This window comes from Frankia sp. AvcI1, assembly GCF_001420875.1.
GTDB classification, from domain to species: domain Bacteria; phylum Actinomycetota; class Actinomycetes; order Frankiales; family Frankiaceae; genus Frankia; species Frankia alni.
The window spans coordinates 165933-179395 of sequence record NZ_LJFZ01000007.1 but is presented as its reverse complement, the minus strand read 5'-3'; the positions used below and the strand labels follow the sequence as shown (position 1 = coordinate 179395).

At 70.2% G+C, this 13463-nt stretch carries 10 protein-coding genes and 15 pseudogenes; 7 read left to right on the top strand and 18 right to left on the bottom strand.

Annotated elements, in window-relative coordinates:
• A partial coding sequence (locus UK94_RS46220; protein WP_235487239.1) for a hypothetical protein occupies nucleotides 1-185 on the top strand: 185 nt, incomplete at its 5' end.
• 1442 nt (nucleotides 186-1627) lie between these two features.
• On the opposite strand, the gene UK94_RS46215 is transcribed toward UK94_RS46220, so the two are convergent.
• The 7 genes and pseudogenes from UK94_RS46215 to UK94_RS09885 form a co-directional block, all read right to left on the bottom strand.
• Entirely contained in the window at nucleotides 1628-2191 is a 564-nt protein-coding gene (locus UK94_RS46215) for an N-6 DNA methylase (protein WP_235487319.1), read from the bottom strand.
• Between the two features lie 71 nt (nucleotides 2192-2262).
• Nucleotides 2263-2418 (bottom strand): annotated as a pseudogene (locus UK94_RS46210) (DNA methyltransferase); the annotation flags it as partial.
• 1 nt (nucleotide 2419) lies between these two features.
• Nucleotides 2420-2679 (bottom strand): annotated as a pseudogene (locus tag UK94_RS46205) (N-6 DNA methylase); the annotation flags it as partial.
• 1 nt (nucleotide 2680) lies between these two features.
• Nucleotides 2681-2837, bottom strand: a pseudogene (locus tag UK94_RS46200) (DNA methyltransferase); the annotation flags it as partial.
• Between the two features lies 1 nt (nucleotide 2838).
• A pseudogene (locus UK94_RS46195) lies at nucleotides 2839-2976 on the bottom strand (hypothetical protein); the annotation flags it as partial.
• Between the two features lies 1 nt (nucleotide 2977).
• Nucleotides 2978-3148 (bottom strand): type I restriction-modification system subunit M N-terminal domain-containing protein (locus UK94_RS46190; RefSeq protein WP_235487317.1); only part of this gene is annotated, 171 nt, incomplete at its 3' end.
• Between the two features lie 1448 nt (nucleotides 3149-4596).
• Nucleotides 4597-4830: a hypothetical protein gene (locus tag UK94_RS09885; RefSeq protein WP_011604460.1), complete on the bottom strand. Its 234-nt coding sequence runs from the start codon at nucleotides 4828-4830 to the stop codon at nucleotides 4597-4599.
• A gap of 264 nt (nucleotides 4831-5094) precedes the next feature.
• Here UK94_RS09885 and UK94_RS46185 point away from each other — a divergent pair.
• A pseudogene (locus tag UK94_RS46185) lies at nucleotides 5095-5507 on the top strand (GAF domain-containing protein); the annotation flags it as partial.
• 1 nt (nucleotide 5508) lies between these two features.
• On the top strand, nucleotides 5509-5847 hold a 339-nt coding region (locus UK94_RS46180; protein ID WP_235487237.1), incomplete at its 5' end, for an ANTAR domain-containing protein.
• A gap of 1168 nt (nucleotides 5848-7015) precedes the next feature.
• On the opposite strand, the gene UK94_RS46175 is transcribed toward UK94_RS46180, so the two are convergent.
• The 11 genes and pseudogenes from UK94_RS46175 to UK94_RS46145 all read right to left on the bottom strand — a co-directional run.
• Nucleotides 7016-7520 (bottom strand): DUF2786 domain-containing protein (locus tag UK94_RS46175; protein WP_268761287.1); only part of this gene is annotated, 505 nt, incomplete at its 3' end.
• A 306-nt stretch (nucleotides 7521-7826) separates the two neighbouring features.
• A pseudogene (locus UK94_RS46170) lies at nucleotides 7827-8279 on the bottom strand (hypothetical protein); the annotation flags it as partial.
• 146 nt (nucleotides 8280-8425) lie between these two features.
• Complete coding sequence (locus UK94_RS09860) at nucleotides 8426-8875, bottom strand: group II truncated hemoglobin (RefSeq protein ID WP_041939326.1); 450 nt, start codon at nucleotides 8873-8875, stop codon at nucleotides 8426-8428.
• Between the two features lie 693 nt (nucleotides 8876-9568).
• A pseudogene (locus UK94_RS73335) lies at nucleotides 9569-9634 on the bottom strand (hypothetical protein); the annotation flags it as partial.
• Nucleotide 9635: 1 nt separating this feature from the next.
• Nucleotides 9636-9712 (bottom strand): WD40 repeat domain-containing protein (locus UK94_RS46165; protein ID WP_313949472.1); only part of this gene is annotated, 77 nt, incomplete at its 3' end.
• A 22-nt stretch (nucleotides 9713-9734) separates the two neighbouring features.
• Nucleotides 9735-9793: pseudogene (locus UK94_RS73330) on the bottom strand (WD40 repeat domain-containing protein); the annotation flags it as partial.
• Nucleotide 9794: 1 nt separating this feature from the next.
• Nucleotides 9795-9908: pseudogene (locus UK94_RS73325) on the bottom strand (hypothetical protein); the annotation flags it as partial.
• Between the two features lies 1 nt (nucleotide 9909).
• Nucleotides 9910-9991 (bottom strand): WD40 repeat domain-containing protein (locus tag UK94_RS46160; protein WP_313949471.1); only part of this gene is annotated, 82 nt, incomplete at its 3' end.
• Nucleotides 9992-10024: 33 nt separating this feature from the next.
• Nucleotides 10025-10567, bottom strand: a pseudogene (locus tag UK94_RS75945) (serine/threonine protein kinase); the annotation flags it as partial.
• A 339-nt stretch (nucleotides 10568-10906) separates the two neighbouring features.
• Nucleotides 10907-11446: pseudogene (locus UK94_RS46150) on the bottom strand (serine/threonine-protein kinase); the annotation flags it as partial.
• A gap of 1 nt (nucleotide 11447) precedes the next feature.
• The coding region (locus UK94_RS46145; RefSeq protein ID WP_235487314.1) for a protein kinase at nucleotides 11448-11758 on the bottom strand (311 nt) is incomplete at its 3' end.
• A 196-nt stretch (nucleotides 11759-11954) separates the two neighbouring features.
• Here UK94_RS46145 and UK94_RS46140 point away from each other — a divergent pair.
• The 4 pseudogenes from UK94_RS46140 to UK94_RS46125 all read left to right on the top strand — a co-directional run.
• Nucleotides 11955-12117: pseudogene (locus UK94_RS46140) on the top strand (LLM class F420-dependent oxidoreductase); the annotation flags it as partial.
• 1 nt (nucleotide 12118) lies between these two features.
• A pseudogene (locus UK94_RS46135) lies at nucleotides 12119-12307 on the top strand (LLM class flavin-dependent oxidoreductase); the annotation flags it as partial.
• 1 nt (nucleotide 12308) lies between these two features.
• A pseudogene (locus UK94_RS46130) lies at nucleotides 12309-12648 on the top strand (LLM class flavin-dependent oxidoreductase); the annotation flags it as partial.
• 1 nt (nucleotide 12649) lies between these two features.
• Nucleotides 12650-12866 (top strand): annotated as a pseudogene (locus UK94_RS46125) (LLM class F420-dependent oxidoreductase); the annotation flags it as partial.
• Nucleotides 12867-13463: the final 597 nt, after the last annotated feature.

Here is a 13463-nt window from a genome sequence, read left to right as displayed (position 1 = left end):
GCCGGTCCGGCGGGTTCGGCGGCCGGTCCGGCGGGTTCGGCGGCCGGTCCGGCGGGCCGGGCGGCACGATCAGCACCTGGGTCCAGCAGCACTACACGGCGACGACGATCGGCGGCGAACCCGTCTACGATCTCACCGCGCCCACGACAGCATCGTCCGACAGTCCGGCGCGATCAGGCACGTAGTTCGAGCGCCCGGCCACCTCGGGCCTGACCGCAGGTCCGACGGCCTGCCCGCCGACCGGCCGATCGGCGGGCAGCGCCGACCGGGGAATGGCGTGGTGGGTCAGGCAGTCCGAGAGGTGCGCATCATAGTGAGCCGCATCTGCGGATGGGCACCATCCCCATTCCCGCGGTTACCTGGACAGCCGGCGAGTTGGGCTGGCCGGCCGAGCCGGGTGGGNGCNGCCACCCGATGGGGACGCGGGCATCCTACAGCTCGCCCCGGAAGGCGCGGTGCNCAAGCGAGGCGACCAGCTCGTCCTGCTCCACCAGGCTGGCTTGGTGGGCGACTTTGATTCTTTCAAGAGCGCGGACTCGGTTCGCGAACTCCTTCTGGACTTCCATGGGAGGAAGCTCGATCTCCAGGCCCAGGAGGCGCGACTTCGAGATGTTCGGCATGGACGCGGAACTGCCGCTGGCGAGCCCCTGAACCTTTCGGCGCTTCTCCGGATGGGTGAGCAGCCGGTGGAGGTAGACGGGGTCGACCGCACTCCGCGGCTCGACCACGAGTCGAAAGATCAGATCCGGCAGCAGAAGACGCGCAGGCGTCGCGTCCACGAGCGCGCAGGCCGCAACCAGTTCGCGGGTGTTCTTGCGGGAGAAAAGCAGGTCTCCGGGCCTGACCTCACAGGCGGAGAACGCAGCGACATCCGGCGGAAGGGCCTTGTTCTCCCCCGCCCGGTAGACACAGCTCGTCACGGCTCCGAGCTTCAGGACGCCCCATTCTCCGGGCCGCGCAGGGCGGTCGAGGCACACCGGGCTCCTACCGCTGTCGATCCTGACGACCAGCTCGGAGAGCGGGACCCTCCGCCACCCTCGCTCATTCTGCACCGGGTTGCCGAACATGACGGAGAAGATCGACTGCGCCAGCTCCTCGAGACGGGCGATCGTCTCGCGACGCCGCGCTCGGATCGTGTCCGCCTGGTCGAGCATCTGCTCGATCCGCTTCTGTTCCGACAGCGGGGGNAGNGGGACCGCGATCCTGGCGGTGGCCGACTTCGAAAGCTCCTTGAAGGTCGCGCCGTTGCCGAGGCTCTGCAGGCGGGACCGCTGGCATCTCAGCCAGTGGTAAAGGTAGCCGGGCAGTGCCCTCGAGGTGTCGGGGACGAGACTCTTGAAGCCCTGGTTGGTCGCCATCGGCCGCGCGTTGATCGCGACAGAGCCGATAGGGGCGCGCGAGGTGAGGAGAACGGATCCGGCAGGCAGGACATGAGTCGCACAACTACGGAGCCCAGCCTCGGTGATGGCCCGTGAGGTCGAGGCCAGGAATTTTGAGTTCAGACTTCCCAGATCCCTGGGCGTAGCCCACGGAATTTCTCCACCCCAGTATTCCTCGCTGGCCGTTTTCGGCGTCGCACCGGAGATGATCTCACAGAACTCGCCGAGCGGAGTCGCCGGGTAACCACTCATCCGAGGAGTCCCTTCAGCTCGGACATGCCCTGCTGGATGTCGGATTCCAGGCGCTCCATCTCCGCCAGGATCTCCAGCGGCGGGCGGTTCCTGACCTCGTTGTGAACGATCTCCTGGTACCGGTTGAGGCTCAGGTCGTAGCCGTTGGCGGCGATCTCCGCCCTGGGGACGCAGAAGCTCTGCTCGGTGCGGGTGCGCCTGCGTTCGGCGCCGAGGCGCCCACCCCAGCGCCTCAGCACGTCAGGCAGATTGTTCTTCGCGTGGTCCGCCTCGTCCAAGGGGGCGAACGGAACCACGCCGAGCTTGTCCTCGGGCAGCAGGGGGGCGCGCTTGTCGTCCAGGCTCCAGCCGTCGGCGGTCACGTCGTAGAACCAGACGTCGTCGGTGCCGCCGCTGTCGGTACGGGTGAAGAAGAGGATGGCGGTGGAGACTCCGGCGTAGGGCTTGAAAACGCCGCCGGGCAGCTTGACCACCGCCTCCATCTTGTGATCCTCGACCAGGATCCTCCGGAGCTCCCGGTGCGCCCTGGTCGAACCGAACAGGACGCCGTCCGGCACGATGACCGCGGCCCTGCCGCCCAGNCCGAGCAGGCGCAGGAAGAGAGCGAGGAACAGCAGCTCGGTCTTCTTGNTCCTGACGACGGCGAGCAGGTCCCTGGCGGTCGTCTCGTAGTCGAGGCTACCGGCGAACGGCGGGTTGGCCAGAACCAGCGAGTATTCTCCGGCGTCACCCGCGGCGCTCTGGGCAAGCGAGTCGCGGTAACGGATGTCGGGTTGCTCGACGTCGTNCAGAAGCATGTTCATGCTGCCGATGCGCAACATCGTGTTGTCGAAGTCGAAGCCGTGGAACATCTCGTGACCGAAATGCCGGCGCGCGCCCGGGTCGAGCAGGGTCTCGGGGTGGGTTCGACCGAGGTAGGCAGCACTCTCGACCAGGAATCCGGCCGTCCCGCAGGCCGGGTCACAGATCCTGTCGCCGGGAGTCGGGGCCGTCATCTCGACCATCAGCTGGATGATATGTCGCGGGGTGCGGAACTGGCCGTTCTGACNGGCTGTGGCAATCTTGCTGAGCATGTACTCGTACAGGTCACCCTTGGTGTCGTGCTCGTCGAGCGGAAGGGCGTCGAGCATGTCGACGACCTTTGCCAGCAGATTCGCCGTCGGAATGGTGAACCGGGCGCCCCTCATGTGCTCCTGGTAGGTCGAGNCCTCGCCCCCGAGTTCGCGCAGCCACGGGAAGACCCTGTCCCGCACGACGGCGAACATCTCGTCGGGGCTGCCCAGCGCCCGGAAGCGCGACCAACGCAGTTCGTCGGTCGCGTCCGAATACACCGGGCGCTCGATCGNCCGGCCGGTGCGCTTCGCCTTGTTCATCATGGTGCTCTGGATGGCGTCCAGGCGCCGGATAAACATCAGGTAGGTAATCTGCTCGATGACCTCCAGTGGATTGGAGATCCCTCCCGACCAGAACGCGTCCCAGACCCGGTCGATCCCGCTCCGTAGACCACCTGTAAGCACGAAGGGAGCCTACCGGTGCNTAGTCGCGTCCGGTGTCGCCCCTGACCCCCTTATCAACAAATCCACAAGGGGCCACGTCTCACGGCATAGGTCGTCAGCGGAGGGATGATCTGCGCACGAGTAGCCGGCGAGCGCACGTCGGGCTGCGCCTGCGCGTCGAGCGGCCGGTCGACCGCGAGGAANTCGTGGTACCGGTACTCGCTCAACGCTCGTCCTGCGCGTCGGCTCCGGTGACGGGCGTCGCACGGAAGCCGGAGTCGTCTCCATGTGGAAGAACAGGTGCCCGCTGAGCGTGCCGTCCTCGCCCAGCGCGGCCCAGCCGCGCCCGCTGACCTCGTCGCCGTCATCGTCGCCGTTCCAACTGAACTCGAGGAGGGGTCGGCCGTCGCGCTCGGTGGAACGGCAGTCCAGCNAGCCGCGGACGGCGATGAACCCGACCTGGCCGGTCCCGTCCTTGGCGAACTCGATGAACCCGGGCTCGACGAGGTCTATGGCCTCCTGATCCCACAGGTCCATCTCCACGATCCGCCACCGCCCGGTCAGGCTCGCCGTCCGGTCCTCCGTGCTCGCCATGGTCGGGTCATGTCGGCCCTTGCGTCCCGAGGGCGACGATCCGTCTCGCCTCGTCGATGGCTGCGTCGAAACCGGCCTCCGGGTCTCGGAGGAGCAGCTCCGTGGCGCGGGCATGCGCGCACACCGCCGGGTCGGCACTCGCCATTGCCGTCTGCAGGGCCGGCTCGATCACATCTCCGAGTGCGACGAGGGCTCGGCTCAGACTCAGGTGCACCGACCGGTCGCCGCGGCCGAGTTGTGCGGCCAGTTCCGCGGCCAGCCCTTCTTTTTCCCGGGCGGGCACGAGGACGACGGCAGCACNCCACGCGCTTCGCGCCACCTCGTCGACGGGGTCGTGCAGNAGCGACCGCGTGATCGAGGGCCACGCACTCCCGTCCCCGATCTTGGACAGCGTGTGCAGCGCCTGGCTTCGGGCCTGGGCGCGCTCGGACTGCAGCTCCGTGCGGAGTCTGGGCACCGTGATCTCCACCGGGAGACGGGTCAATGCCCAGGTGAGCATGTCGCGCACGAAGAAGTCCGGCTCGACCGCGCACCGTTCCACGAGCGCCTCGAGGAGGCCGGAGTCGGGGTTCGTGCCAACCACCAGGGTCGCCTGAAGCCGCGTCGACGAGTCTGCGGCGCTCAACGCGCTGAGCGTGCGGGCGTCAAGGGTGGAATACGCGAGGCGAGCAGAAGCTTGGCCAGGTGCACCCGGGGGATCGGTTCTCCCAGCCATTGGCGGTAATTCCACCGAGCTACCGTAGCTCCGGACTGCCTGTGGCCGCAGGAAGCGGCAGGACGCGACAGGCCTCATTGACGGCACATTCGCGGCCGGCCTCGTCGATCGCGCTCGATCTCCTGGTCGACCGCGTCGCCTACTCCAAGGTCGTCGGCGCTCAGCTCAGGCCGGTGGCGGCGCAGGCCTCGGGCAGCGTCGACCAGCCGGTGCCGAGCAACAGCCAGCCGTCGTGGCCGGCCAGGCGGTTGGTCGGATCGTGGACCTTGACCTGCCAGCTGCCGGCGCTGGTCTCCCGGGCGTAGGCGCTCTTGCCCCGGTGCGTGCCGTAGTAGCTGCCGAGATCCGCTGCCGGTTGGGCCCGCACGGAGGTGGGCACGCTTTCGGAGGTCATGGGTGGCTCCCGCGGGGCGGTCACCGGGGCACCCGGCGGTGAGCAGTGATGCTCGCGGGGTGCGGCGTGGGCGGCAGTCCCCGACCCGGGTCGGCTGGTTCTCAGCATCCCCAGGCTACGCCCCCTCCTCCACCCGAGACGGTGATCGCCTTCGCGCTCGGTGACGAAGGTGCCCTGTCCGGCGCCGCGCGCGGGTGACTTACTGGTCTACGGTTCGGGGCGCGGCGATGTTGATGCGACGCTCACCCATGAGGGGCTGCTGCTGTGGACGATGACGATCTGGCGGCGAGCCTGACGGGACTGTCGGGGCTGTTGACGGGGCTCCGGCCGGTGCGCGAAACGCTGATTCAGATCGCGGAGTTCGCGGTGCAGGCCATTCCGGGGGCGGAGGGCGCCGGCCTGACGATGCTGGAGGACAACCGGGCCCAGACGGTGGTGGCCAGCGCCGAATTCGTGCAGGTGGTGGACGACGTCCAGTACCGGCTGGGCGAGGGGCCGTCCCTGCTGGCGGTGCAGTCGAGGCGCACGCAGTCGTCGGGGTCGTTGGGCGGGGAGACGCGCTGGCCACGGTTCGGCCCACGGGTGGGGCGGATGGGGGTGCACAGCGTGCTCTCGCTGCCGTTGCTGCTGCCCGATCGGGTGGTGGGAGCGATGAACGTTTACGCCCATGCCAAGGANGCGTTCGGGCCCAATGCGATTCGGATCGGGGAGCTCTTCGCCCAGCCGGCGGCGGTATCGGTACGCAACGCCCAGGTCCTGGCGCAGGCGCAGCGACTGGCCGCGCAGTTGCAGGAGGCGTTGACCAGCCGCGCTGTCATCGACCAGGCGCTGGGGATCATCATGAGCCGCACGGGGAGCGGCCCCGAGGAGGCATTCGAGCGGCCGCGGGCGATGAGCCAGTCCCAGCACCTCAAGGTTGCGCAGCTGTCGCGGGTGCTGGTGGATGAGGCGGTGCACCGCGCCCGCGCCCGGCAGGCCCCCGAGGGCAGGACAACACCGCACCCTGATCCGCGCTGATCCGCGCAGGGCGGGAGAATGCGTTCACCATGACCTGTTGACGTTCACGTCGACCCGCTGGCATTGACAGCAGGCGGTCGCCGTGCGCACCAGTGCGACGCCGTTCAGGTGACGCTGGCCGGCCGAGCCGGGTGGGAGCGGACACCCGGCTCGGCCGTGGTCACCGGGCGAGGTTGATGAGGTCGAACGGTTGGTCCTGCCAGCGCTCCGGGGTGGCGGTCGCGACCGCGGCGCCGTCGATGCGCTCCGGAGTCGGGGTGGCCGCGTAGCGGGTGTGGGCGGCGGCNCAGCTCTCCTCCCGGGCGACGGCGAGGGCGGCGGGCAGGTCGAGGTCCAGCACGATCACCGCAGGCAGGGAGGCGATGTGCTCGGCCACGCCTCGACGGGCCCGGTCCGCTTCGACCAGTGCGCACGTCGGGGCGTACAGGTAAAGGTCGTCACCGCGGTCGGCCCGGGCGACCAGGCGCGAGGCGGCGACATTGCCGCCACCGAGGGCGAGCATCGCCGTCTGGTCGAGCACGACGTGCGCCGGCGCGCTCACCGGCGGACTCGGTCGAGCATCGGATCGAGCTTGGCGTCGATCTCCGCGATCTCCGCCTCCGTCGGGTTGTAGCCGTTCCAGGCCCGCAGGATGGCCAGCGTGCGCCCGGACCGCTCGGCACGCTCGCCCGGGGTCATCGCGGAGTCGGAAAGGCGGGTGAGGTAGGCCCGCAGGGACATTCCCTCCGCGGAGGCGATGCGGGCGAGNCGGTCACGTACCTCGGTGGGAACCCGGATGTCGGCGTCGGTCATGGCCATGTTTCCTCCGGTCATCTCGGTGGACGGGTCATGTCTGCAGACGGACAGTGCTCGGTCAGCGTACGCCNCGTGGGAGCCATCTGGATCATCTTTGAAGCAAATGCTGTCCGCCATGTGCAGACCGCCAAGAGCAACGGGGAGACCACCGTTGCCGCCGGTCCGGCACGGTCGAGCTATCCGCGCGGGTCGGCGGTCACCTCGTCGCGGGTGAGCAGGGAGGCGAGGTCGGCGGNGGCCCGGCCGGACGCCCAGCCCTCCCGGTCGGTCGCGCTCACCGACCGGGCGACGATCTCCGGGAACATCGTCTCCGTCGCCTCCCGGACGGAGTCCGTCCGGGCTGCGAGCACGGGCAGCAGGCGGCCGTCACCCNCCTCGGCCGCGGCCTGCTCGCTCACCTGCTCGGTCGCGGCCATCAGGCGTTGGCCGATGCGGACCGCGAACGAGGCGAGGAAGGACTGCCGGAACGACCTGGTGCGGGATCGTCCCGCGCGGTCCTGGCGGGACCCGGCCGTCATCATCGCCGCGGTCGCCTGGACCAGCAGCGACGTGTAGAGCAGCTCCACGGCGTCGAGGTCGGGTCGGAAACCGATGACCGTCGCGAACCCGAGGCTCTTCGACCATACCGAGCGGCACCGGTTCGCCTCCGCGACCACGTCGAGCAGGCTGGCCTTGGCCACCTCGTAGGAACTGTCGATGCCGACCCGGCAGCCGGCCGGGGCGTCGCGGGAGCCCTCCCCCGCCGCGGCCGCGAGCAGCGCCTCGTCGATGCTGTGCCGGGCCATCAGCTCCTGGGCCTTGGCGGTGAGCGCCTCGGCCTCCTCGGCGAACTCGGTCGACTCGGCCTTCGCCAGCAGCGCCCGGACCTTGTCGAGGATGCGCGGATTCGTGCGCGGATCGGGCTGCGGCCCGGACGCCTGGCCGGCCGCGGTTCCCCGGCCGTGTCCGTGGCCGTCTCCGTCTCCGTGCCCGTCTCCGTGGCCGTCTTCCTCTCCGTGGCCGGCGGTGTCGCGTCGCGNGGTGCCCGGCGGGGGGCACAGCGTCTCGATCTCGGGCAGGGTGTTCAGCACGCCGAGCAGGTCGAGCGTGTCGACGAGGACCTCCGCCCGGTCCCGGTTCTCCCGCTCACCCCAGGCGTCGAGCCACGCGTCGTCGCGGTCCCACCACACCGTGGCGTCGAGTGNCTCGAGCTGCGCCCTCCACCGCTCGTCGACGGTGGCGGCCGCGTACCGGCGCATCTGCAGGGCGATCGCGTCGACGGCGAGCCGCGCGTGGCGCGGGCCGGCCCGGCGGTGCACGATCCGATGCACGTCGACCGGCTGCCAGCCGCGCTGCCAGGCGGCCTCGACGCTGCGGTCGGCCCAGCCGGTCAGGGATCGATGGACGGCCCGACGTCCGCTCGGCCCGCCCGACGTGGCAACGAGCGACTCCACGCAGGCGGCCAGCGCCGCGTCGTCCTGGTCGATCAGGGCGTTCATCGCCGCCACGACCAGCCGGTCGATCCTCTCCGCCAGCAACTCACGGCGGCTGCGCTCCTCGTAGAACGGCCCCGCCGCCGGCCCGGCCGCCTGATCGCGGCCGCGGCTCGCGCGGGCCTTCTGCTTGGCTTTGCGTCGTTCACGGTTCCGGCTGCCCACGATCACCTCGCACGTTCTCCCGCCCGGAACTGCCTGCCAGCGCCGAGTATCGCAACCCTCGCATGACGGCCTGAACGGATCTGCGGTGGGATAGCCGTGCTTTCCTGTGGTCCCGACCTGGATTCGTCGAGATGCACGCTGACAATTCAGCGCTGCAGCCCGTTCCACGACCATCGCGGGATGAACAGGCCCACCGGAACGTCGTCGGCGGAGTCGTGGTAGGACGACATGGTCGTCGTGGTGGCCCAGGCGAAGTAGTCGTGCAACGCCCGCCGAAGAGGTTCACCGAGGTGCGGCCGGACGTCCGCCAGCGCCTGGTCGAAGCAGGCGATCGCCCGGCGGTCCATCTCCTCGTGCGGACCGTTGCCGCTGTGCATCCGCACGACCGACGTCTCGTCACCGTAGGCGTCGGAGTACGAGGCAGGACCGCCGAGGGCCTCCGCCCAGTACGCGGCGAGTCGCTCGCTGTGCCGCGGGTGGAACCCGTGGCTGAACGCGTGGCTGACGACCTCGTCGGCCATCACCCGCCGATGCCACGCCTGCGCCAGCCGGAGCAGACCCTCGCTGCCGCCCACGGCCTCGTAGATGGTCTGCATGACCCGAGGATGCCACGCCGGCCAGCGTCCACCTCTCCCGGACACCGGCGGCCAGGCCACCGCCTCGGACGCCTCATCNGCAGGGCCGCCGTCGCGGCAGCCTCCGCGATGATGTTGATCGGAGCCTGGTGCAGGGACCGGGTCGGCGCGCCCAGCGCGGGCGAGAGCTCGGCAATCACGACGGAGCCGTCGTCGTCGAGGTGTCCGCCGAACGCCTCGTACAACGGAGGCAGGATCGTGTCGTCGTCGAACTCGTCCACGGGATTGTCAATGGGTTCGAACCCGTCGGGGACGACGCCGAGATCGAACCCGCTTCCGGTCGTGATCGCGATCAGCCGCTCGGGATCGTCCGCGTCGACGACGACGGATCGGCTGAATCCCATCGCGTCCAGCATGGAGTAGGTCATCGTCACCGGTGCCACCATCGCGGCGACTCCCTGGTAGTCGAGCCACCAGGGCTCGACCGCGAGCACGCACAGCGGTGCNGCCATGATTCCCCCCGCGCTGTTGNGCATGTCGGTCCGCAGGGGCATCGTCTCGCGGGTCGCCCCACGGTCGAGGTGGGGATTGTCCTTCCCCAGATACCGATAGCTCATCAGCGCCCGATACGACTGCTCGAACAGTCGCGTCGCTTCCGTNCTGTCCAGGGTCATCGCTTCGTCGCCCTCGCTCACACGGTCGGTTCCGGGGACGTCAGCGTCCGGCGGCCCGGGATCCGGCGGGGATGGTCCACAGCCGGATCGTGTGGTCTCGGCCCCCNCTGGCGAGGAGGCGGCCGTCCGGGGAGAACGCGACGGACTGCACGAAATCGGTATGGCCGGACAGGGGCGGTCCCAACGGGCGGGGATGCGCACGGTCNGTCACATCCCACAGGCGTATCGTCTGATCGAAGCTGGCGCTTGCCAACGTGCGGCCGTCNGGGGAGAACGCCACCGACCACACGGTGCTGGTGTGCCCGGACAGTGCCCTGCCCAGCGGCGCCGGGGCGGCCGGGTCGGTGATGTCCCACAGGCGCACGGTGGTGTCCTTGCTGNCGGTCGCCAGCGTCCGCAGATCCGTGGAGAACGCGATCCCGTACACCGACCCGCGGTGGCCGCTCAGCGGGCGGCCGAACATCCGGGGATGGGCCAGATCGCTCATGTCCCACANCCCCACCGAGTTGTCTCCGGCGGGACCGGCCAGAACGGTGCCGTTCGGGGCGAGTACCGGTCTTGCCCAACTGTTGTCGGTATGACCCGTCGGGAACCGGCTTCGCGGCTGCGGATGGGCCGGGTCGCTCACGTCCCACACCCGCACGACGCCGTCGGTGTTGCTCTCGACGAGGGTGCGGTCGTCCCGGTAGAACTCCACCGAGCTCACCGGGCCGGCATCGGCGGGCGGCACCATCGTGGGTGGATGTGGGTGGGCCGGGTCGGAGACGTCCCAGAGCCGGACCGTGGCGTCCCAGTTGCCGCTGGCGAGGAGGCGGCTGTCCGGGGAGAAGGCCAGCGACACCACGCCGTCGGTGCGGCCGGGCAGGGGCGGACCGAGTGCGTGGGCGTGGGCGGAGTCGGAGACGGCCCACAACCGGACCGTCCCGTCCTTGCTGGCGCTGGCGAGGAGGCGCCCGTCCGTGGAGAACGCCACCGAGGTCACCCAGTTGGTGTGGCCGGTCAACGGCGGCCCGAGCGGTTCCGCGGCGGGGGGATCCACATCCTGGTGACTGGCGACGACGGTGACCACCGTGCCGGCGACGGCCAGCAGCAGCGCCGCCGCAACGGCGAGGAGGCGCCGGCGGCCCCGGCGGCCGGCGGGCGGCTGCGGGGTCGGACGGCGATCCGGCTGCGCGCGATGGCGGCGGCGGTCGGGGCTCCCCCTGGGCGCCAACGCCGGCGGCGACGAGGCCGGCGATGACGAGGCCGGCGGCGACGAGGCCGACGGCGACGCCGCGTGGATGGTGGCCGGGGGCCGCTCGGCGGCGAGGCGGACGTCGTCGTCGAGCCGCAGCGGAACACCCGAGCGGGCGATCCACCCCGGGCCNTAGGCGCTGGNGGCGGCCCGGGCGAGTTCGAGCGCGAACACCTGCGCGGACTGCGGCCGGTCGGCCGGGTTCTCCGCGAGCGCCCGCGTGACCACCTCGGCGACCGGCGCGGGCACCCTGACCGGCGTCCGCAGGTCACGGGCGCCTCGCTTGCCCCGCACCGCGCCGGCGGACGGGTTCGGCTCGCCCGGCGTCACCCCGCCGAGCAGCAGGTACAACACCATGCCGAGCGCGTACAGATCCGTGGCCGCCCCCAACCGGCCGCCCGCCCGCTGCTCGGGTGCCATGAACAGCGGGGTCCCGATCACCGCACTCGCGTTGCCTGCCCCGCCCAGTACCAGCTTCGCGATGCCGAAGTCCGCCACCTTCGGCATCCCGGCGAGGTCGAACAGCACGTTGTCGGGCTTGATGTCCCGGTGCAGCACACCCTCGGCGTGCGCGCAGGACAGAGCCCCGGCCACCGCCAGGCCGACCGCGCACGCACCCGGCTGGCTCAGCGTGGTCCGGCGGCTGGTCAGCGTGCCCCCGCCAAGCATTTCCATGACGATCAGNCGGAGGTCGCCGGTCTCCACGTAGTCGTAGACCCGGACGATGTGGGCATGATCAAGGCGGGCGAGGATCCGCGCCTCGGCGGCGAAACCGGCCGCCGCCCGGTCGTAGCCACCGGCGGTGAGTACCTTGATCGCGACGTCGCGCTGCAGGCGGCGGTGCCACCCGGCCAGCACGAGCCCGAAGCCACCCGCCCCGAGCTGGTCGCCCAGCTCGTAGCCCGGCAGGGCCGCGCCGACCCGCTTCCGATCCACGATCACGCCGGGACCCGCTCCTCGCCAACCTTTCCCTAAAACCACCCCAGATCCGTCCATCTCACCCGACACGATGCGTGATCCTATGGCCTTGCTCCGCATCCACGACAGTGGCTCGACGTCCCCCCTTCCGGACAGGAGGGGGNCCACTCGTAGCCAGGACGGGCCGCGACAACGAGCTGGTCGGCGCATCACTTGGCACAACCGTCAAGAAAGGGCAGGCTGTGGTGCGGGACACGTCGAGTGGACGAGTCGATTGGACGAGGAGCACACGTTGCGGTTCGTGTACCAGTATCCCGAGACCAACGGCACCGAGGCTGACCTGCTGGACGCCGGTGACGTGGGCGAGCTCGCCGTCGCCGCCGAGGCCGCCGGTTTCCACGGGTTCGCCTTCACCGAGCATCCGATCCCCGGCGCCCNCTGGCTTGCCTCAGGTGGCCACCAGTCGCTCGATCCGTTCGTCGCGCTCAGCGCCGCGGCCGCGGTCACCACCCGGCTGCGGTTGCTGACCTATCTGGCCGTGGTGCCCTACCGCAACCCGTTCCTGCTGGCGAAGTCCGCCGCGACCCTGGACAAGATCTCCCACGGCCGCCTCACCCTCGGCGTCGGNACCGGCTACCTGAAGGCCGAGTTCTTCGCCCTCGGCGTCGACTTCGACGAGCGCAACGAGCTGTTCGACGAGGCCCTCGAGGTGCTGCCGCTGCACTGGAAGGGCGAGCCGTTCAGCTACCAGGGCAAGCACTTCACGGCGCGTGACGTGATCGCCCGGCCCCGGCCGGTGCAGGACCCGATCCCGATCTGGATCGGTGGCAACTCCAAGCTGACCCTGCGCCGGGTCGCGCAGAAGGTGCAGGGGTGGATGCCGCTCGGGGGGCCGGCGGAGCTGTTCACCACCACCAGGACCGCCCAGCTCGCGACCACCGAGGCCATGGCCGCGAAGATCCGCGAACNGCGGGACCTGGCCGGCGAGCGCGCATCGCAGCTCGACATCGCCCCGGCCTACCTCGACGCCACCATCAACCGCCCCGACCACGAGGCCGACCGTCACCGCGAGGCGTTCCAGACCCTCGCCGACGCCGGCGTCACCAACCTGATCATCTCGGCGCCGGGCGGGTCACCCAAGGAGTCGCTCGAGTTCATCGAGACCTTCGGCGCCACCTACCTCTGACCCCCCGATCCTGACGCTGGCCCNGGGACGCGCGTCGTCTCGACCGGACGGGCCGGTCGAGACGGTCGGTCTGAGCCGCCGTCCGGTCAGGGATGCCGCCCAGGAAGGCCTGGGCGGCATCTGCCTGACGCAGGACGTCCGCACTCCCGGTGCCGGTGTCGGCCTCGATCAGCAGGTCGGAGGAGCCGGGTCCGGGTAGTCGGCCGCGCGGCCCCCGGGCCCCGCCGGCGCATCGGCGAAATGGGTGGTGCCAACCTCTCCCCACGCACCGCGGTAACCGAACCAGGGTTGCTGACCCGCGTCCACCAGATGCGCGTAGGTGTTCCACCGTTCACCCATGGTGGTGACATCACGCCGATCCGGCCCCGTGGGGAGACCCGCGGTCGGATAGTTCGCGTGGGTATCCAATGCGCTGAAGGCGACGATACGACCATCCCTCTTTTGGGAGCTCCCAGTCACCTTCGTGATCCAACGCCGTCAACTTTCCGGCAGTCACATTGTTGAAGACATAGAAGAAGCAATAGGTAATGCACTCTCCGCGTTGGCACTGGTAATAGACGGGCGCGCGGGATCCCACGTCATCCCCGATTCCATGCC

What these genes read in the sequence shown, in the direction of transcription:
- UK94_RS09860 (WP_041939326.1), bottom strand. Translation starts at nt 8,875, where the DNA reads ATGCAGACCATCTACGAGGCCGTGGGCGGCAGCGAGGGTCTGCTCCGG.
- UK94_RS09885 (WP_011604460.1), bottom strand. Translation starts at nt 4,830, where the DNA reads ATGACCTCCGAAAGCGTGCCCACCTCCGTGCGGGCCCAACCGGCAGCG.